Source organism: Mycobacterium deserti, assembly GCF_025345615.1.
GTDB lineage: Bacteria > Actinomycetota > Actinomycetes > Mycobacteriales > Mycobacteriaceae > Mycobacterium > Mycobacterium deserti.
Map to the genome: position 1 here is coordinate 222,598 of NZ_JAODWD010000006.1, position 18,724 is coordinate 241,321.

General features: G+C 67.3%; 23 protein-coding genes. 12 read left to right on the plus strand and 11 right to left on the minus strand.

All coding sequences use genetic code 11. From position 1 onward, the window contains the following. The first annotated feature begins 12 nt into the window (after window positions 1-12). Together N4S67_RS23845 and N4S67_RS23850 are read left to right on the plus strand one after the other, a co-directional pair. Window positions 13-909 (plus strand): helix-turn-helix transcriptional regulator, encoded by an 897-nt coding sequence (locus N4S67_RS23845; protein ID WP_260995510.1) that lies wholly within the window; start codon window positions 13-15, stop codon window positions 907-909. Then, window positions 906-1,343, plus strand: a complete 438-nt coding sequence (locus N4S67_RS23850; RefSeq protein ID WP_260995511.1) for an ester cyclase — start codon at window positions 906-908, stop codon at window positions 1,341-1,343. The genes N4S67_RS23845 and N4S67_RS23850 overlap by 4 nt, the downstream gene beginning before the upstream one ends. A gap of 1 nt (window position 1,344) precedes the next feature. Here N4S67_RS23850 and N4S67_RS23855 read toward each other — a convergent pair whose 3' ends face one another. Both N4S67_RS23855 and N4S67_RS23860 read right to left on the minus strand, forming a co-directional pair. Next, complete coding sequence (locus N4S67_RS23855) at window positions 1,345-2,190, minus strand: SDR family NAD(P)-dependent oxidoreductase (protein ID WP_260995512.1); 846 nt, start codon at window positions 2,188-2,190, stop codon at window positions 1,345-1,347. Between the two features lie 8 nt (window positions 2,191-2,198). Next, window positions 2,199-2,567, minus strand: a complete 369-nt coding sequence (locus N4S67_RS23860) for a nuclear transport factor 2 family protein (protein ID WP_260995513.1) — start codon at window positions 2,565-2,567, stop codon at window positions 2,199-2,201. A gap of 128 nt (window positions 2,568-2,695) precedes the next feature. On the opposite strand from N4S67_RS23860, the gene N4S67_RS23865 reads away from it, so the two are divergent. Beyond that, complete coding sequence (locus N4S67_RS23865; RefSeq protein ID WP_260995514.1) at window positions 2,696-2,968, plus strand: hypothetical protein; 273 nt, start codon at window positions 2,696-2,698, stop codon at window positions 2,966-2,968. Here N4S67_RS23865 and N4S67_RS23870 read toward each other — a convergent pair. Beyond that, window positions 2,965-3,309 carry an aminopeptidase gene (locus N4S67_RS23870; protein WP_260995515.1) on the minus strand — a complete coding sequence of 115 codons (345 nt, stop codon included), beginning with the start codon at window positions 3,307-3,309 and terminating at the stop codon, window positions 2,965-2,967. The genes N4S67_RS23865 and N4S67_RS23870 overlap by 4 nt on opposite strands. 115 nt (window positions 3,310-3,424) lie before the next feature. Between N4S67_RS23870 and N4S67_RS23875 the strand changes: the two genes are divergently transcribed. Next, a complete protein-coding gene (locus N4S67_RS23875) occupies window positions 3,425-4,333 on the plus strand; it encodes a DMT family transporter (protein WP_260995516.1) in 909 nt (302 codons plus the stop codon). Here the strand turns inward: N4S67_RS23875 and N4S67_RS23880 are convergent. Both N4S67_RS23880 and N4S67_RS23885 read right to left on the minus strand, forming a co-directional pair. Then, window positions 4,296-4,598 (minus strand): hypothetical protein, encoded by a 303-nt coding sequence (locus tag N4S67_RS23880; RefSeq protein WP_260995517.1) that lies wholly within the window; start codon window positions 4,596-4,598, stop codon window positions 4,296-4,298. The genes N4S67_RS23875 and N4S67_RS23880 overlap by 38 nt on opposite strands. A gap of 16 nt (window positions 4,599-4,614) precedes the next feature. After that, the gene (locus tag N4S67_RS23885; protein WP_260995518.1) at window positions 4,615-6,294 is read right to left on the minus strand and encodes a sodium:solute symporter family protein; all 1,680 of its coding nucleotides are present in this window, start codon (window positions 6,292-6,294) and stop codon (window positions 4,615-4,617) included. A gap of 152 nt (window positions 6,295-6,446) precedes the next feature. Here N4S67_RS23885 and N4S67_RS23890 point away from each other — a divergent pair, with 152 nt between their 5' ends. Genes N4S67_RS23890 through N4S67_RS23900 form a run of 3 tightly spaced genes read left to right on the plus strand, consistent with a single transcriptional unit; the run spans window position 6,447 to window position 9,420 of the window. After that, complete coding sequence (locus N4S67_RS23890) at window positions 6,447-7,232, plus strand: DeoR/GlpR family DNA-binding transcription regulator (protein WP_260995519.1); 786 nt, start codon at window positions 6,447-6,449, stop codon at window positions 7,230-7,232. After that, window positions 7,229-8,320, plus strand: coding sequence for a galactose-1-phosphate uridylyltransferase (gene galT / locus N4S67_RS23895; protein ID WP_260995520.1), 1,092 nt, complete (start codon window positions 7,229-7,231; stop codon window positions 8,318-8,320). The genes N4S67_RS23890 and galT overlap by 4 nt, the downstream gene beginning before the upstream one ends. Continuing rightward, a complete protein-coding gene (locus tag N4S67_RS23900; protein ID WP_260995521.1) occupies window positions 8,320-9,420 on the plus strand; it encodes a galactokinase in 1,101 nt (366 codons plus the stop codon). Before galT ends, N4S67_RS23900 begins: the two co-directional genes overlap by 1 nt. Here N4S67_RS23900 and N4S67_RS23905 read toward each other — a convergent pair. The 6 genes from N4S67_RS23905 to N4S67_RS23930 are packed head-to-tail and all read right to left on the minus strand — an operon-like array spanning window position 9,404 to window position 14,250. Next, window positions 9,404-9,712 (minus strand): STAS domain-containing protein, encoded by a 309-nt coding sequence (locus N4S67_RS23905; protein ID WP_260995522.1) that lies wholly within the window; start codon window positions 9,710-9,712, stop codon window positions 9,404-9,406. The two genes, N4S67_RS23900 and N4S67_RS23905, sit on opposite strands and share 17 nt — an antisense overlap. Then, on the minus strand, window positions 9,709-11,922 hold the full coding sequence (locus tag N4S67_RS23910; RefSeq protein WP_260995523.1) for a SpoIIE family protein phosphatase: 2,214 nt from the start codon (window positions 11,920-11,922) through the stop codon (window positions 9,709-9,711). Before N4S67_RS23910 ends, N4S67_RS23905 begins: the two co-directional genes overlap by 4 nt. Beyond that, window positions 11,919-12,542: a SpoIIE family protein phosphatase gene (locus N4S67_RS23915; RefSeq protein ID WP_260995524.1), complete on the minus strand. Its 624-nt coding sequence runs from the start codon at window positions 12,540-12,542 to the stop codon at window positions 11,919-11,921. The genes N4S67_RS23910 and N4S67_RS23915 overlap by 4 nt, the downstream gene beginning before the upstream one ends. Further along, window positions 12,535-12,945: an ATP-binding protein gene (locus N4S67_RS23920; protein ID WP_260995525.1), complete on the minus strand. Its 411-nt coding sequence runs from the start codon at window positions 12,943-12,945 to the stop codon at window positions 12,535-12,537. Before N4S67_RS23920 ends, N4S67_RS23915 begins: the two co-directional genes overlap by 8 nt. Next, complete coding sequence (locus tag N4S67_RS23925) at window positions 12,935-13,324, minus strand: STAS domain-containing protein (RefSeq protein WP_260995526.1); 390 nt, start codon at window positions 13,322-13,324, stop codon at window positions 12,935-12,937. The genes N4S67_RS23920 and N4S67_RS23925 overlap by 11 nt, the downstream gene beginning before the upstream one ends. A gap of 23 nt (window positions 13,325-13,347) precedes the next feature. Then, a complete protein-coding gene (locus tag N4S67_RS23930) occupies window positions 13,348-14,250 on the minus strand; it encodes an STAS domain-containing protein (protein WP_260995527.1) in 903 nt (300 codons plus the stop codon). Window positions 14,251-14,419: 169 nt separating this feature from the next. On the opposite strand from N4S67_RS23930, the gene N4S67_RS23935 reads away from it, so the two are divergent. From N4S67_RS23935 to N4S67_RS23955, 5 genes are all read left to right on the plus strand, one after another. After that, window positions 14,420-14,794: an STAS domain-containing protein gene (locus N4S67_RS23935; protein WP_260995528.1), complete on the plus strand. Its 375-nt coding sequence runs from the start codon at window positions 14,420-14,422 to the stop codon at window positions 14,792-14,794. Between the two features lie 121 nt (window positions 14,795-14,915). Further along, window positions 14,916-15,194, plus strand: coding sequence for a hypothetical protein (locus tag N4S67_RS23940; RefSeq protein ID WP_260995529.1), 279 nt, complete (start codon window positions 14,916-14,918; stop codon window positions 15,192-15,194). 36 nt (window positions 15,195-15,230) lie between these two features. Beyond that, complete coding sequence (locus N4S67_RS23945) at window positions 15,231-16,814, plus strand: S53 family peptidase (protein ID WP_260995530.1); 1,584 nt, start codon at window positions 15,231-15,233, stop codon at window positions 16,812-16,814. Next, complete coding sequence (locus N4S67_RS23950) at window positions 16,811-18,001, plus strand: zinc ribbon domain-containing protein (RefSeq protein WP_260995531.1); 1,191 nt, start codon at window positions 16,811-16,813, stop codon at window positions 17,999-18,001. Before N4S67_RS23945 ends, N4S67_RS23950 begins: the two co-directional genes overlap by 4 nt. Next, complete coding sequence (locus N4S67_RS23955) at window positions 17,998-18,723, plus strand: hypothetical protein (RefSeq protein ID WP_260995532.1); 726 nt, start codon at window positions 17,998-18,000, stop codon at window positions 18,721-18,723. Before N4S67_RS23950 ends, N4S67_RS23955 begins: the two co-directional genes overlap by 4 nt. Window position 18,724 lies beyond the last annotated feature (1 nt).

Consider the following 18,724-nt stretch of genomic DNA (forward strand, 5'->3'; position numbering starts at 1 on the left):
CAGACTGGGGACGTGAACGACAACCTTTCGGACCTGGCGGGGTTCCTCAGCACCCGGCGGGCCCGGCTCACCCCCGAGGACGTCGGCCTGCGCGGCGAATTCGTCCGCAGGCGGGTGCCGGGTCTGCGTCGCGAGGAACTGGCCCAACTGGCCGGGGTGAGTGTCGACTACTACACGCGCCTTGAACAGGGCCGCAGCCGCAGCGCCTCGGTCGACGTCCTGGACGCGCTGGCCACCGCGTTGCAGTTGAACGACGCCGAACGCGACCACCTGCACCGGCTCGGGCGCCCGCAGCCTGCCAAGCGCCGTAGCCGCCCTCGTCCGCAGCACGTCGACCCCGCCTCGTTGCATTTGCTCGACCGGCTCGACGCCGCCTCCTCACCGGCCTTCATCCTGGGCCGCCGGCTTGACGTCCTGGCACACAACCGGCTCGCCGGCGCGCTCATCACCGATTTCCTTCGCCTGCCTGCGCCGCAACGCAATCAGGCCCGCTTCGTGTTTCTGGACCCGCACGCGCGCGAACTCTACGAAGACTGGAAGCAGGTGGCGATCGACACGGTGGCGATGCTGCGCGACGACGCGGGCAGGCACCCCGACGATCCGAAGCTCTCGGAGCTCATCGGGGAACTGTCGATCCATTCCGAGGAGTTCCGGACCTGGTGGCCACGCCACGACGTGCAGCGCCGCACGACGGGAACCAAGGGATATCACCACCCCGTCGTCGGCGACCTCACCGTTCGGTATCAGGCGCTCAACCCGAGCGGCGATGAGGACCAGACGCTGATCGTCTACACCACCGAGCCGGGGTCGGCCTCCGACACCGCGCTCCGGCTTCTGGCGAACTGGCACGAAGGGGAGTTGGACATGGCCGATCAGACACCGGAACCACACGGAGCCTCAGACCGATGACACGCGACGAACTGGGGGAGCGCGCCATCGCTGTGGTGCGCCGCAACACCGAGGAAGTCCAGGGGCAAGGCGATTTCGACCTGTTCGAAGAGCTGTTCGCCGACGACTTCGTTGACCACACCCCGCAGCCGGGCACGACGCCCGACAAGGACGGCGTCCGTGTCTTGTATCGCCGACTGCGCGATGCGTTCCCCGACTTCCGACCCGAAATCCATTGGCAGGCAGTCGAAGGCGACCTCGTAACCACGTTCAAGACGTATCACGGAACGCATCGCGGCGACTTTCTCGGCATCGCACCGACCGGACGCAGCGTTCGGTTCGAGACCGTCGACGCGATGCGGGTCCGCGATGGGCGCATCGTCGAACACTGGGGCGTCGCCAACCTGTATTCCTTGATCGATCAGCTCGGCGCACGCGTCGAGGGTCCCGGCTGATTTACGACTCGGCCGAGAAGTCCGCTCCGCGGGAAAGCGTTTCGCGCGCGCGGATCTCGGCCAGTGAGTCCTCGAGCGTCGCGACGACGGCGTCGAAGCCCTCGCTGCCGAGGACCAGCCGTCGGGGCGGCGGGTTCTGGGCCATCGCCGCAATCACCGCGCGGGCCCCGCGCCGGGGATCACCGGGCTGCTTGCCGTCCTGGGCGATCATCGCGGCGAGGACCTCCTCCAGCATGGGCCGGTACTCGGCGATTGCTTCTTCGATGGGTTCGTCGGCGAAGCCCGCGTAAGCGCGGGTGCGAAAAGCTCCGGGCTCGACCGCCATCACTCGGACCCCCATCGGGGCCACCTCCTCACGGAGTGCCTCGGTGACCGCTTCCACGGCGAACTTGGTTGCGCTGTAGTAACCGAATCCGGTGACACCCCGCAGGCCCGCGACGGAGGACATGTTGATGATCCACCCGTCGCCCCTGGCACGCATGCCCGGTAGCGCTGCCCGGACGACCGACAGCACGGCGAAGAAGTTCAGCTCGAACATTGCGCGCACCGCGGCCTCGTTCATCCCCTCGATCGACCCGTACCAGCCGCGGCCGGCGTTGTTGACCAGCACGTCGATGCCGCCGAAGCGCTTCTCGGCCGCCCCAACCGCCTTCTGCACCTCGCCCGCGTCGGTGACATCCAGTGGCAGGACGAGCACGCGGTCGCCGTGCGTCTGCGCCCACTCGGCCAGTTCCGCAGGTCGCCGAGCGGTGAGCACCACCCGGTCTCCGATGTCCAATGCGGCCTCGGCGAAGGCCATCCCGAATCCGCCTGGCGTGCCGCCGGTGATGAACCAGTTCCTCGTCATTGCGGGGCTCATGGCTCGATCACCAGTCGGCTGATCGACGTGCCTTCCAGAAGGAAGCGGAAGTGAAGGTCGGCCACCCGGCCGGGAAAGTCACCTTCGAGATGGGCGACCACGTCGACGTGCGCAGCGCCGATCGTGGTGGCACCGGTGAAGTCCGTGGTGAACGTGTACTGGCTTGCCGCACGGCCCAGCCAGGTCCCGATCTCCTCGCGACCGCGGTAGGTATGGCCCTCGTCGGTCACGGCGGCATCGGCTGTGAACGTCGAGATCGCCGTCGCGACGTCGTGCTGACGATGCGCGTCGAGATACGTCGCCACCACTGCCGGCAGGTCGTCCAGCGACGTCCTGATTCCCTCGCTCCAATCAACTGTGCTCATGGGTCCAGGGTCTGGTCTCCCCTTGGGGGAGGGTCAAGAAGAATGCAGTGTGTCCCCGAACAAAACCCGGCCCGGGCCCGGCGCAACGCTCACTCCCGATCACGGGCCGCCTTGGCTACTGTGGGCACATGAAGCTTCGAGTGCTTCCCTACGTCTCCGTGGAGATCGACGATCGGTTGCGCCGCCGGGCGCGGTACGCCGGCGAACGCCTGCGGCTCAATGTGCGGGCTTACCTACTCAGCGCGGTCGACGAGGTCGACGTCGCCAGCGACAAGGTGCGCGGGTTGTGCGACCGTGCGGTCAGCCGCGTCGACTCTGTCGTGGCGACCGTCAATGACAAGATCGCGCCGGAGCACCAGCAGCCGAAGCTGCACCTGGTGGGCGACCGCGAAGCCAGCTAGCGGGTGCGGACGCCGCCTGCCCGGCCACCCACGAAGAACGAGCCGAGCAGCACTACCAGGCCGATCACCGCGACCGGGATGGTCCACGTCCGCCGATCGCCCACCGCCGACTGACACTGCGCCGCGTAGTCGGTGTGCGGGACGAGCTCGTTGAGAATCGGCAGGTTCACCGGATTGCGGTTGTCCGCCTGCTGAGCACTGGACGTGTCCGCCGCCACCGCGTTGCCGCAGCCGATCTTCTGGTTGTCCGGTCCGGGTATCGACACCGGCATCAACAGACCGATGACCCCGATGACCAACACGACCGCTCCCACGAGCAAGATCAACCGCCGCAGATTCATGGACCGTTAATGCCCACTGCGCGGGACACCAAAACTCACCGGCGCTTTGGCTCCGCGACGCCGCGCCCCATATGTTGTCCTTAGTGCAGGCCGTGGTCCGAGAGGAGCTGATGCTTTGGTAGGCCAGGGTCTTGTCGTGCTGCTCGCGCTGCTCGCCGCGCTCTTCCTGGCGATCGGCATCGTGGTCCGGCAACGCGCAACCATGAATGTTCCGCCCGAACACGGTGTGAGCACCACGATGGTGGCGACGCTTCTACGCAGCAAGCTGTGGTGGGCGGGCACCGCCGCGGCGGTACTCGGCTTCGCGTTCCAGGCGCTCGCACTGGCCTACGGCTCATTACTTCTGGTGCAGCCGATCCTGGTCTCCGCGCTGTTGTTCGCGCTGCCGATGAGTGCACGCCTGGCGAAGAGGAAAGTCACGCGCGGCGAATGGCTTTGGGCCGTCCTGCTGACCGCGGCGCTCGCGGTGTTCGTGCTGTTGGCCAAGACCCGCCCCGGTGACTATGAGGCGTCGGTTCCCACGACGGCACTGACCGCGGTGATCTGCACCGCGGCAGTGCTGGCATGCGTGATCGTCGCCGTGCGCACCGCCGGCTGGAAGCGTGCGGTGCTGCTGGCGGTCGCGGTCGGGGTGCTGTTCGGTGTCGTCGCGATGCTCACCAAGCTGGTGATGCACCTGCTGACGCACGACGGCCTGCGCACGGTGCTGACGACACCGGTGGTGTATCTGCTCGTGGTGCTCGGCATCATCGCGGTGCTGCTGCAGCAGAGCGCCTTTCACGCCGGCTCGTTGCAGACGTCGGTGCCGACGATGTTGGTGCTCGAACCCGTCATCGCGGTGGCCCTCGGTGCGGTGGTGCTTGGGGAGCACATGACGGTCAACGGCCTGAAGGCAGTGGCCATCACCGTCGCGATCACCGCGATGGCCGCGGCGACCATCGCGTTGGGCCGCGAGGAGGGCGCGCTGGAGGAGGAACTCGAAGCCGCTATGGCGACGCGGAACCCGACTGCTCGTCCGAGATGACCTCCTCGATGACCTCCTCCTTCACGGGCCGCAGTGCCGCCCACGCGAAGAACACGGCCGCAACGGCGAGCAGCGCGAGCCCGACCCACCAGTTCGCTTCGGTGCCGAAGTAGAGATCCACCGGGTTGTTGCTCGCGCCCTTGTCCCGTTCCCGCAGCAGAGCGGGCACGAAGCCGGCGATCGTCAGCACCACGCCGTAGATCGCCATCAGCGCACCGATGACATTGCGGATGTCGAATATTTGAGTCAGCTTGCTGCTGGGCATCGGATCTCCAGACGCTCTAGTGGAAGACGATGTTGAGGATGATGGTCATGATCAGCGCGACCGTGGCCAGTGGTACCGGCTTGTAGTACCACGATTTTCCGGCACTCTCGGTGTCGCGGAAGACGTCCTTCGACGTCTCGGAGTACACCAGGCCGACCAGTTCCGACGCCGGCTTCGGCGTGGTCACCATGGTGACCAGCACGCTGACGATGATGTCGACGACGAATGCGGCAGAGGCCGCGACGAACGGCACACCTTGGCCAGGCAGGTCGATGACGCCCGACTCGCCCAGAATGAAAACACCTACAGCCGAGAGCGTTCCGGCCACCAAGCCCATCCAGCCCGCGGTGGGGGTCATCCGCTTCCAGAACATGCCGAGGATGAAAGTGGCGAACAGTGGCGCATTGAAGAAACCGAACAGCGTCTGCAGGTAGTCCATCAGGTTGGAGTAACCGGCCGCGATCAATGCCGTGAAGATCGCCATGATCGTCGCGGCGACGGTGGCGAGGCGCCCGACCAGCGTGTAGTAGTCGTCGGGCTTCTCCTTGACGATGTACTGCTGCCAGATGTCGTAGCTGAACACCGTGTTGAACGCGGAGATGTTGGCGGCCATGCCGGCCATGAACGAGGCCAGCAGACCGGCGACCGCGACGCCCAGCAGGCCGTTGGGCAGGATCTCCCTGATCATCAGCAGCATCGCGTCGTTGTACGTGATGTCGCTGTCGCCACCGGTTTTCAGGTTGATCATGTCGCCGATCGCGGCGGCGGCGATCATGCCGGGCACGATGACCACGAACGGAATGAACATCTTCGGGAACGCCGCGATGATCGGCGAGCGCCGCGCCGAGGAGATCGAGTTCGAGGCCATCGCGCGCTGCACCTCGACGAAGTTGGTCGTCCAATACCCGAACGACAGGACGAACCCGAGGCCGAACACGATGCCGATCACCGACCACACCGGACTCTCGAAGCCCGACAACGCATTGCCCGGCCACGTCGTGATCTGCTCGGACACGGTCGCGCTCACCTTGCCGTCGGACACGGTGTCGATCATCTTCTCCTTGAGGCCGTCCCAGCCGCCGACGCGGATCAGCCCGAAGACGGTCAGCGGCACCAGCGCCGCCAGGATGACGAAGAACTGCAGCACTTCGTTGTAGATCGCGGCAGACAACCCGCCGAGCGTGATGTAGCTGAGCACGACGATGGCGGCGATGATCAACGACACCCACCGCGGCCAGCCGACCAGAGCGTTGATCACCGTTGCCAGAAGGAACAGGTTGACGCCGGCGATCAACACCTGCGCGGTCGCGAAACTGATCGCGTTGACCAGGTGCGCACCGGTGCCGAAGCGCCTGCGCATGAATTCCGGAACGCTTCGCACCTTCGAGCCGTAATAGAACGGCATCATCACCACGCCGAGGAACAGCATGGCCGGGACCGCGCCGATCCAGTAGTAGTGCATGGTCGACAGGCCCACCTGGGCGCCATTGGCCGCCATACCCATGATCTCGACCGCGCCGAGGTTGGCGGAGATGAATGCCAGGCCGGTGACCCACGCCGGCAATCGGCGGCCGGACAGGAAGAAGTCCAGGCTCGACGAGATCTGACTGCGGGCGATGAAGCCGATGCCCAGCACGAAAACGAAGTAGATCGCGACGAGCACGTAGTCGAGCCAGCCGAGGTTCAGTCGCAGCACGGTTCACCAACTTCTTGTCGGAGCCTGCACAAGTTCGGTCAAAATCAAGCAGAAACTAACAGCAGAAGGGGGCATATTCGGCAAGATTGTGAATATCTGTTTGATAATGTGCGATTCCTGAACCGGACTGAGTTTGCTCGGAGGAATCGTCGATGCTCGCCGCCGAACGCCGTGACGCGATTCTGCGGGCGCTGCACGCCGGCGGCGCGGTCCGGGTCGCCGACCTCGCGGCCGAGCTCGATGTGTCGGAGATGACCGTGCGCCGCGACCTGGACACGCTCGATGCGCAAAGCCTGCTACGCAAGGTGCACGGCGGAGCGGTGGTCCGGCACAACCGCGGCGAGGAACCATGGTCGTCGGTGAAGGCCGCGCAGCAGCGCGCTGAAAAGGCCGCGATCGCAACGGTTGCGGCCGCGAGCGTCGAAGACGGCATGACGATTGCGATCAGCGCAGGGACCACCACCACCGAGCTCGCCAGGCGGTTGCGGCACCGGACGTCGATCACCGTGATCACCAACTCCGTCAGCGTGTTCCAGGTGCTGACCGAACCCGGCGCCGACGACGCACCGCAGGTGTATCTGTCCGGCGGGGTCCGCACCCCGTCGGACGCCCTCGTCGGGCCGATCGCCGATGCCGCGATCGCGTCGTTCCGGGTCGATGCGACCTATCTCGGCGTGCACGGTCTCGATCCAGAGGCGGGCCTGACGACTCCGAATATGGCTGAGGCGCAGACGAATCGAACGCTGATCGGGGTCTGTGACCGGCTGATCGTGCTCGCCGACCACACGAAGTTCGGCGAGGTCGGCACCAACGTCTTCGCCCGCCTGCCCCAGGTGCACACGTTGATCGTCGACAACGGTTTGGCCGTCGAGGACCGCGCCGTGATCACCGCGCAGGTCGGCACCCTGTCGATTGCTGAGGTGGTGGACACGCCATGACCGCGGAGCCGACCCACTGGCCGCTCGCCGACGGCCGCGACCTGTTCTTCTTCTCGCTGCCGGAGCACCCGCCCGCGCCCGTGCCCGATCGGCGGCCGCTGCCCGAGCGGACGGATCAGCGGTCGGAGTTGCGGTTCGACCGCACGACCGGCCAGTGGGTGATCATCGCCGCGCTGCGCCAGGACCGCACGTACAAGCCGCCCGCCGAGGCGTGCCCGCTGTGCCCCGGTCCGTCCGGACTCACCAGCGAAATCCCCGCGCCCGACTACGACGTCGTCGTCTTCGAGAACCGGTTCCCGAGCCTGTCCGGCGCGGGTACCGCACCGTTCGTCCTGCCCCCGCTGAACGACGACTTGTCGACGTCCGCACCGGGCCACGGGCGCTGCGAGGTCATCTGCTTTTCGAGCGACCACACCGGCTCGTTCGCTCAATTACCGACTGCCCAAGCCAGATTGGTGGTCGACGCGTGGCGGCACCGCACGGCCGATCTGATGTCCCGTCCCGGCATCGCGCACGTGTTCTGCTTCGAGAACCGCGGGGAGGAGATCGGTGTGACGCTGACTCACCCGCACGGCCAGATCTACGGGTATCCGTTCCTGGCGCCGCGCGCGGCGATGATGCTCGACCAGGCGCGCTCACACAGGGCCCGTACCGGCACCAACCTTTTCGCCGACCTCATCACCCGCGAGATCGCCGACGGGCAGCGCATAGTCGCACGCACCGACTCGTTCACTGCGTTCGTCCCGTTCGCCGCGCGCTGGCCCGTCGAGGTGCACATCTATCCGAACCGCTTCGTCCACAACCTCACTGAGCTGACCGAGCCTGAACTGGACGGATTCGCCGAGATCTACACCGAGATCCTCGGTCGATTCGACCGGATGTATTCCACTCCGCTGCCCTACATCTCGGCGTTGCACCAGTACGCCGACACCGACGAACAACGGGAGGGCTACTTTCACGTCGAGCTGATGTCGATCCGCCGCAGCGACACCAAATTGAAGTTCCTCGCAGGCTCGGAGTCGGCAATGGACGCATTCATCAGTGATGTGACGCCCGAGAGCGTGGCGAAACGGTTGCGGGAGCTGTGATGGAGGTCGTCTACGCCGCGCCGGGCCGGATCAACCTGATCGGTGAACACACCGACTACAACCTGGGATTCGCACTGCCGATCGCCCTGCCGGAGCGCACCGTCGTCAGCTACTCGCCGACGGATACGGACCGCATCGTCGTGCGAAGCGACCGCGAAGACGGTGAGGTGACGATTGCGCTGGACACCGCGCCGGGAGCCGTCGAAGGCTGGGCTGCCTATGTGGCCGGCGTGGTGTGGGCGCTGCGCGGTGCGGGCCACGAGGTTCGCGGCGGCACGATGAGTATCACCAGTGAGGTCGAGGTGGGCTCAGGGGTTTCGTCGTCGGCCGCGCTGGAGTGCGCGGTACTCGGCGCACTGGTCACCGCCGCGGATCTGCCGATCGACCGCATCGCGCAGGCGCGCATCGCGCAGCGGGCCGAGAACGAGTACGTCGGTGCGCCAACAGGATTGATGGACCAGCTCGCCGCACTGTTCGGCGAGGCGAAACGGGCGCTGCTGATCGATTTCAAGAAGACCAGCGTCGAACCGGTGTACTTCGACCCCGATTCTGCGGGCATCGGCCTGCTGCTCATCAATTCGCGCGCGCCGCATCGCCATGCCGGCGGTGAGTACGCCGCGCGGCGCACCGCCTGTGAACGCGCCGCCGAGCAGCTGGGGGTCTCGTCGCTGCGCGAGGTGCAGGACGAGGGGGTCGAGGTGCTGGACCGCCTGGCCGATCCCGTCGAGCGGCGGCGTGCCCGCCACATCCTCACCGATAACCAGCGCACCCTCGAAGTCGTTGCGGCATTGGAGGACTCCGACTTCGGGCAGGTCGGCCGGCTGCTGACGGCCTCGCAGGCGTCCATGCGCGACGACTTCGAGATCACGACCGACCACATCGATCTGATCGCCGACACCGCGGTGGAAGCGGGCGCGCTCGGCGCGAGGATGACCGGCGGCGGCTTCGGCGGGTGTGTGATCGCGTTGGTCGCCGACGACACGGTCGGCGCTGTCGACGACGCCGTGCGGCGGGCCGTCGCCGACGCCGGCTACAACGCGCCTGCGATCACCCGCACTCATGCGGGGCGCGGCGCGGCGGCCGTCAGTCGGTCACGGTGACCGTCGCGACCCGGTCGAGGCCGGAGATGCCGAGCAGCGTGGTGATCGGCCCGTGCGCGGGAACGATGAGCGCCAGCTTGGTGTCGGCGGCGACGGAGAATAACGCCCTGACCGCGGCGCTGTCGCAATAGGACACCCGCGACAGGTCGACAGTGATCATGGCGTTGTCGGCAGCTGCGCGGTCGAGTACGGCCTGAAAGGCGTCGACGTTGGCCAGGTCGATCTCGCCCGTCGCGACCACGACCGGGGACTGCTCGGCCTTCGCGGCGTGGAGCCGAAACTGGTCGCTCACGGCTGCGGGCCGTCCGAGAGACGGAAGGTCATCGCGATGGTGGTCCCTTCTTCGGTGCCTTCCAGAGTCACGTCGTCGCTGACCGCGTGGATCAGCGGCAGTCCGCGTCCGCGTGTGCCGGGATCGGCCGGCGGTTTCTTCCACGAGCCGGAGTCGGACACGCTCACCACGACATTGGCGTCGCGCTCCGTGGCCTGGATGCACATCCGGTCCCGATCGCGTCCCCGGTAGGCGTGCTCGACGCAGTTGGAGCACGCCTCGTTGACGACGAGGACGATGTCAGCCGAGCGTTCCTCCGTTACCCCGATCGTCGCCAGCCACGCGGACAGCCGATGCCGGATGTCGGTCAATTGTCGGGCGTCTGCGGGCGTGTCGATGACGAGCGGCGCGTGCGCGTGCGCGTGGCGGTAGATGACGATCGCGACGTCGTCGTCGTAGCCCTGTTCAGGTGCCAGCGTGCTAAGCACGATGTCGGCCACCGTTTCGACCGGCAGGTCCGCGTTGTCGGCCACCAGCCCGGCGACGAGGTCGATCTGGTTGTCGATGGCGATGGTGCGCCGCTCGACGAGCCCGTCGGTGTAGATCAACAGTGTGGACCGCGCCGCCAGCGGTCGCGCCGCCTGGGGGCGAGGGTCGTCGCACTGGACGGCCAGCGGCACCGAACGCCCGTCGGTCAGCAGTTCACGTGCCGAGGGGCCCGCGGTGAGCACGGGTGGTACGTGGCCGGCGTTGCTGTACCGGACCATCCCCGCGTCAGTGTCGACGATCGCCACGAAAACGGTGGTACAAAACGCATCCGGGATCAGCGCAGCTACCGCGTCGAGCTGGGTGAGCACCGTCGCAGGTTCGGCTCCGGTCAGCAGCAGCGCGCGCGCCGACGCGCGTAGCTGGCCCATGACCGCGGCCGCGGGCAGGCCACGGCCCACGCAGTCACCGACGACGATGCCGATCCGGTGTCCGGGGAGTTCGAGCACATCGTAGAAGTCGCCGCCGATCTCGAGCGGCTGTACCGCCGGCTCGTAGCGGACCGCGAATCCGGGAAGCAGCGCGCTGGGCGCGAGCATCGAACGCTGCAGGGTCAGCGAAGTCTTACGAGAGTTCTCGAACTGGCGGACATGCTGCATCGCCAGGCTGAGGTGGCCCACCAACGCGGTCACCAGGTGCCTGTCCTCTGCGCTGACGCGACGCGCAGCGTTGTGCTCGAGGCACCACACGACGTCGCGGGCGCCTGACAGTACCGCGACGAAGCCGCGCGTCGTGCCCGCGCTGGGCGCCGCGCCGACGGGAGTCACGGTCAGCGGTAACCAGTCTCGGGCGTCCTCGAATGTGCGGCGCCAGTCGGGATCGAGCTCCTGCCAGCTCGGCACGTGCGGGTCCCCCGCCACATGAACCGTCGGGTCGCCGTCGTCCTTCTGCCAGATGGCGACCATCAGACGGCGTGCATCGAGCCGAATGCGACACTGCGCCAACATGATCGACAGCACCTCATCGACACTCTTGGCCACACTGACCGCGGTGGCCAGCCGCGCCACCGCCCGCTCGCGCTCCGTAGCTGCGTGCGCGGAGGTGATGTCACGGATGGTGCCCACGTAGGCGTGGCGGTCGGGGTCCTGAGCCTTGACCTCGTTGACGGCGACTACGACGTACTTGCGGTGTCCGTCCCTGTGCCGAATGGGGGTTTCTGCGGTGACTCCGCCGTCGACGCGCAGCTGCGACCACCGTGCGTCCGCGTCGGCCTCGTCGTCGACCCATGGATGCGGCATTCGATACGGCATGCCGTCGGGCCCGTATCCGGTGATCTCGGCGAAGGCGTCGTTCATCTCGACCACGGTCCCGGTCTGGTCAGCGACGAAGAAGCCTTCTTGGAGCGAGTTCACCAGTGCGCTGCGGAATTCGTCGCGGTCGGCCAGCGTGTCGGCGCGGGCCCGCTGCTGCTCGTAACGTGCTGTGCCGTCGAGAAACCCGCGTGTCGCCACATCGACAGCCGCCAGCGCCTGCAACAAAAAGTGCAGGGCGGTGGCGGGATCTGGCTGCTCATCCGGGAGGACGCGCTGAACCAACCGGAAGTGATTCTCGATGATCTCGAGCACACTTCTGCGCTCGCCGAGCGCGCGGCGCCCGAGATCGTGTCCCACCGCCAGGCTCGCCTCATCGCCGGTCCGGAGATAGGCGGCGAGCGCGTCGGCGTAGTCGTCGTAGAAGTCGCTCATGTCGACCCTCGATGACGCGCGGCGAGTACCAGCGCGTCGTCGACCTCCCTGCTGTGATCGGCGAGGATCTGCTGGGCGATTTCGGTTGCAGGAGCGCTGAAGTCGATGCTGTCGACGTAGCGTGCGGAGATTCCGTCGCTGGCGACCACCAGCAGGTCGCCCGGGGTGATCCCCACCTGGTGGGTCAACAGCGGTTGCGGCATCCGGTAGCCCACGATGCCACCGGCGAGAAACACCGACGATCGCATCTCGGCGCCCGTTGGCCCCTTGGCGACGAGGTTGGCGGCGACGTTGCCGATCCCGATCCAGCTCATCGTGTCGGTGTCGAAGTCGATGCGTGCCAACGTCATCGCCACGCCGCGGGTCTCGGTCAGCGCCCGGTGACACAGCTGCACCACTACGTCGAGCGGTTCGGCGCGCGCCCTTTCGAGCACCTCGGCGGCGCACTGGGCCGCGGCTGCGGCGGGCTCGCCGTGTCCCAACCCGTCGAGCGCGCCGAACAACGCGGCGCCAGTGCCGATTTCCAGCGCGACGGGTAGGTCACCGCACACGCTTTCGTCGGGTCGCGGCCGACGAGTGGCCGCCCATTCGATCGGGCCGAACCGGCCGTTCCTAAACACGGGAGGGAATCCATTTCCACATCTCGACGGTGGTGCCCTTACCGGGCTCCGACTCGACATGCAGCCGGTCCATCAGCCGTCGTGCGCCCGGCAGCCCGAGGCCCAGCCCGCGACCGGTGGAGTAGCCGTCCTCGAGCGCCCGCTCCACGTCGACGATGCCCGGCCCGTCGTCCTCGGCGCGCACCACGAGCGCCTGTTTGCCGTCGCGGTATTGCACCCCGACGCGGATCTCTCCGCGGCCGGCGTAACTCGTGATGTTGCGGGCGATTTCGGAGATCGCGGTCGCGATCATCGTGACGTCGGTCAGCGAGAAGCCGAGCTGACGGGCCAGTGCGTGCCCGGCCTGGCGAGCGGCGACGATGTCGTCAGGATCGTCGATGTCGACCACGAAATCAGTCCGCACTGTCGCGCCCGATCGTCGGTTTGCGGCTCTCCAGTTGTCGAGTGAGCAGAGCCAGCCCCTCTTCCAAATCGAGCGCGGTGTACATGTCGTCGAACGCCAGACCCAGCTGGACCATCGCGAACGCCACCTCGGGCTGCAGGCCGACGATGACGGTGTCGGCGCCGCGCAGCCGCGTCATGTGGGCAATCGTGCGCAGCGACCGCGCGGCGAACGAGTCCATCACGTCGATCGCGGTGACGTCGACGATGATGCCGTGCGCCCGGAACCGGCTTACGCGTTCCATCAGATCGTGCTGGAGTTGTTCGGTGTCGGAGTCCGACAGCGCCGCCTGCACCGACGCGATCAAGATGGTGCCTTGCTTGAGGATGGGAACTGGCATGTGACGCCCGCCCTAGTGCTCTCTCACCCGAGCTGGTCGCCGGTTCGGGTGACCTCGTAGCCCAGCAGGCGCTCGGCCTCTTCGATGCCACCCTGCAGGTCGCCGACGGCGTTCATCTTCGACAGGTCCAGTCCGATGGTCACCAGCGTCAACGCGATCTCCGACGACAAACCGGTGATGATCACGCTCGCACCCATCAGGCCGGACGCGTCGACGGTCTGTACCAGGTGGTTGGCGACGGTGGAGTCGATGGTCGGCACACCGGTGATGTCGATGACGACGACCTTGGCGCGGTTGGCCCGGATCGCGCGCAGCAGTTGTTCGGTGACCTGGCGGGCGCGCTGACTGTCGAGCACGCCGATGATCGGCAGGATCAGCAGCTGCTCGCGCACCTGTAGCACGGGTGTCGACAGCTCCCGGATGGCCTCCTGTTGCTGACGGATGATGCGCTCGCGCTCCTGCACGAAGCTGACGGCCACGGTGTTGGCGATCCGGTTGGCCGCGGGTTCGTAGGCGTCGAGCACACGATTGAGCAGCGTGAAGTCGGTCTGGTACTTCTCGAACAGCGAACGGGCGAGCACGTCGCGCAGCAGCAGGACGATGCCGACGACCTCGTCGGTCTCCACACCCCGCGGAATGATGCGTTCGGACAGGTCGCGCGCGTAGTCCTGCAGCGCCTCGACGCTGCCGGTCTCGAGCACCTCGACGTAACTGTCGTAGACCGTGGTGGCCTCGGAGAAGATCTCCTCCGGCGACATCGCGGTGAGCAGCTGCGCCTCGGTGATGCGGCGTGCCCACTCTTCGCGAAGGACGGTGCGGTTCTGCCGCAGATGCTGCACCAGCTGGGGAAGCAACCCCTCGGAGGAAATAGCCGAGGATGCAGCGGCGATACCGGCACCGGCAAAGTCAGTCGACGGATCGGACATCGAACCTCCAGGCTGCCGCGGGTCAGCGGCACGTTATCGCACGAGTCTGCTGCCGAGATTATCCTGCGCGGCTGTGCGGACATGGTCGAAGCGCAGATTCGCGCCGCGTCCGGCAGCGCGACAAGGTACACCCCAGGACAGGGGGTTAAGCTCGGGCATCCCCGCCATCGTGCGGCGCAACTGGAGGGCAACGTTGTCAGGCAACGAACCGATCACCATCTCGGCCACCGACCAGGATGGAATCGCGGTGCTCACGGTCGGCGGTGACGTCGACCTGGCCACCGTCGGCGACTTCGACGCCGCCGTCAACGACGCGCTGGAACGCACGCCGAAGGCATTGGTGATCGACCTGACCGCGGTGGACTTCCTGGCCTCGGCGGGGCTGCAGGCGCTGGTGGCCACGCAGCAAAGGATCGGCACGTCCGCCGGTTTCGCGGTGGTGGCCAACGGTCCCGCGACCAGCCGCCCGATCCAGCTGACGGGGCTGGACCAGATCTTCTCGCTGTTCTCTTCGCTGCCCGAGGCGCTCACCGCGCTGGGATGATCCGAGCCGTCCAGGTCGTTTCCAATCACACTGCGGTGAACTGCACATTCGATTAAAGTTCCGATCGCCGGACTGATCTTGACTCCACAGCTGGCACAAGTCGGGATAGATAGGACTGCACATGAGGTCAGGTCTTTTGGGTCGTCGTCTCGCTGCCGGCGTTGGTGGTGTCGCGATTCTCGCGATGGTCGGGTTGACCGCATCCTGCGGGCAGGAGGAAGAGGCGCCCAGCGAAACCGAGACGACAACGACGACCACCACCACGACGACCGCCCCGCCGGCGACGTCGGCACCGGTCAATCCGACGGAGAAGGCTCCGCGCATCGAGCCGGGCCCGAACCCGTTCTCGCCGACAGTGCATGCTCCGCCTGCACCGACCGCCATCCCGGGCGACAACTAGCGACCCGCTGCGAATTTCGGTCGTACTCTGAGGTTTGTGGGTGCGCGGCAGCTCGGCGTGCTGGCGCTGATCGCCGCAGGTGTACTGGTGCTCGTCTCAGACCTGCGCCTCCCGTCGTTGCGGGACGGCGTGGGTGTGATCGCGGGCCCGTACTCGCATCTGCTGACCAGCTCGACAGATCTCGGACCATCGCACCACGGTGACGCTCAGCTGACCGTCACCCTTCGGGCGCGCCCGAACGAGGTGTTCAAATGGGCGCGGCGCGAAGGGCTTTCGGTCCGCTGGCGGCCCGGCCAGAACTGGGCCGTGATCGAGGGCGCCGCGCAGAATCTCGGTGACGCGTTCGGCGTGGCCGTGCACGACTACCGCGGTCGACGCGGTCAGGTCTTCTACGCCTCACCGCAGCAACCCGCGGTCCCTGCTGCGCTGCGCACCGAGGTCGCCGAGATCGGCCGCATCCTCGGCTATACACCGCACCACATGTCGCGCCCGCCGGTTTTTCCGCTGGATGTGCCTGCGCAGGGGCTGACCCCGACCGCACTGCGCAACACCTACAACGTCACCCCGCTGATCAATGCGGGGTTCACCGGCAAGGGCACGACGATCGTGTTCTTCGCGTTCGACGGATTCGAGCAGGCCGACCTCGACACGTTCGCCGACAGCTATGGCCTGCCGCGCTTCACCCCGACTGTCGTCGGCGGCGAGCTCGACGACCCGCGCGGCGAGACCACGATGGACCTCGAGGTGGCCCATGCCGTCGCTCCTGACGCCCGCAAGGTCGTCGTCAACGCACGACCGACCGTGGAGGGTGACGGTGCCTACGAGAAGATCGGCCGGATGCTCGAGTCGGCGGATCGCGAATTCCCCGGGGCGGTATGGAGTTTCTCGATCGGGTGGGGCTGCGACAAGCTGATCACCGCCGCCGATCTGACACCGGTGCGCTCGGCGGTGGCCGCCGCGCACACGCGGGGGACGACGGCGTTCAACGCCAGCGGCGACCTGGCCGGGCTGGAATGCAAGGGCGGCACCGACTGGTCCTCGCCGCCCGGCGAGTCCGACATCGGGCTCGACTCCGTCGCCTCGCTGCCCGAGATGACCGACGTCGGCGGCACGACGCTGTCGACCGATGCCGGCGGCCGATGGCTTGCCGAGCAGGCCTGGTTCGACGTGCCGCTGTCGCTGGGCACCGGCGGCGGGGTGTCGGCGATCTTCGACCGGCCCGAGTGGCAGCGCGGCGTGCTGCCCGACCGCGACCCCGGTCGCAGGCTCACGCCGGACATCTCGGCGGTGGCCGACCCGTTCACCGGAGTGCGCATCGTGTTCGATCAACGGCAGTTGGTGGGTGGGGGCACCTCGCAGTCGGCGCCGATCTGGGCGGGGCTCGCCGCGGTGATGAACTCCTATCTTCTCGCCAACGGCGGCCGGCCACTCGGTGACTTCAACCCACTGCTGTACCGCATCGCCGCGGGCGCGCCGCTGCCCGCGTTCCGCGACGTGACGCTCGGTGGCAACGCGGTCGCCGATGCGGGGCCAGGCTACGACCTGGTCACCGGGCTGGGAACGCCCGACGTCGACAACTTGGTCCGCAACGTGCTCGTGCTGCAGGGGGCGGCCTCATGACGACCCCTGACGACAGGGTGCCGACCGCCGAGTGCCGCATCTGCAAGACCGATGTTCCCGCAGGCGATTACTGCGGACTGTGCGGATGTCACCTGACGCCCCGGCGCGGTGAGGGTCCGGACTGGTTGCGCATCCGCGACTTCGGGGCCGCGCCCAACGAGCATCTTTTGCAGCTCTCGGTGGCGAGTTCGTTGTTCCCGCACCTGCCGCAGCGGTCGCGGACCGCATTCCGGTTGGGACTGCTCGTCCTGTTGGTGGCGCTGATCGCTTGCACAATGGTGCGGCTGCCCGCGGCGCTGGTCACGGTCGCCGCCCTCGGGCTGCCGCTGCTGTTCGTTCTGTACCTGCGCGAGTCGGATGCGTTCCGGGACTTCCCCATTCGCACGCTGGTGCTCACCACCGCACTCGGCGTTGCGCTGGGCGTGGGTTGGGTGCTGCTGACCGGGGCGACCGTCGCGCGTTCCTACGGAATCGCTTTGGGTGCAGGTGTGGTGGGCGCCCGGATGCTGCGTGACGGCATCGGCATACCGCTTGGCGGCGTGCTTCTCATGCTGCTGCCTGCCGTTTTGGTGCGCGTCTTCCGGCCGCCGACCCGAGAAGCGCTCGACGGGTTCATGATCGGGGCGCTCGGCGCGCTGACGTTCACCGCCGCCGCGACGCTGACCCGGTTGGCGCCGCAGTTCGGCAGCGGCGTGGTGAGCAGACGGCCGATGGAGAGCCTGATGGTCGAGGCGGGCATCAGGGGGGTCGCGGTGCCGCTGACCGCCGCGGCTGCGGGCGGATTGATCGGTGCGGCACTGTGGTTCACCCGGCCTGCGAGCAAGAAGGACCAGCGCCCCGGCGTCGTGCGGGCGGTCCTGGTCGGGTTTGCGGTCGCGGTGCTTGCGGTGTATCTCGGGCTTGGCCTGATCGATGTGGCGCACTTTCCGCAGGTGTTGATGCTGGTGCTGTACGTGGTGCTCGCCCTGGTGGCCATGTTCCTGCTGCGCGTCGGACTGCACCTGGCGCTGCTGCACGAGGCGCACGACGAGATCCGGTCCGACGAACCGCTGCTGTGCCCGCACTGCGGGCACGTCGTGCCCGACATGGCGTTTTGTCCGGCCTGCGGGGTGGCGACGCGCGCGTCGTCGAGGTGGTCACGCAAGGCGCGGCGGGAGGCCAGACCGGTGCGCGACCAGGACCGATGAGCGCGACGAGTTTCTTTCCGGGATACGCGGTTCCGGCCGGTACGTACCGGGCCGGTGGGCTACGGCGAACGTCGCGCGTTCGGTTGGCACTGACGCTGTCGCTCGCGATCGCGGTGATCGCGGCGGCGCTGGTCGGCGTGTCCGCACTGATACACAAGCCGCCGGTGCGCTACGTCTGCCCGCCGGACTGCGGAAGGCCACCCACGGGCACCCCGGTGGCGATCAACCCCCGCTTCACCGCGGCCGACGGCGCGTTCTCGGTGTCGTATCCCGGCGAGGGCTCGGCGTACCGGATCACCACCAAGCCCAACGGTGTGACAGCCGACTTCCTGGGCGGCGACGGCGGCACGCTGCAGTTGTTCGGTGAGCCCGCGCGCAACCGGTCGCCGGAGGAGATCGCGAAATCATTGGTGGGCGAGACGTTTCCCGATACCCGGACCGCCTACGAGATTCCCAATGCGATGGTCGGCTATCAACCGGGCTACGGCGAGGTCGCCGACTGCTGGCCGCAGGGCGCCAACAGCAGTTACCTGAGGATGCGGGTGCTGGTGATGGTCGCGGTGAAGGACGACCTCGCACTGGTGGCCGCCGCGGTGGGGCCCTACCGGCAGTTCGGGCCCGATTTCGGCATCGGAAAGCCGTCGGGGGCCAACATCCAGATCGCACTGGACATGGGTAAGTACGTCAACAGCTTCGCCTGGCGCGGCGACCCGCCGCGCTGAG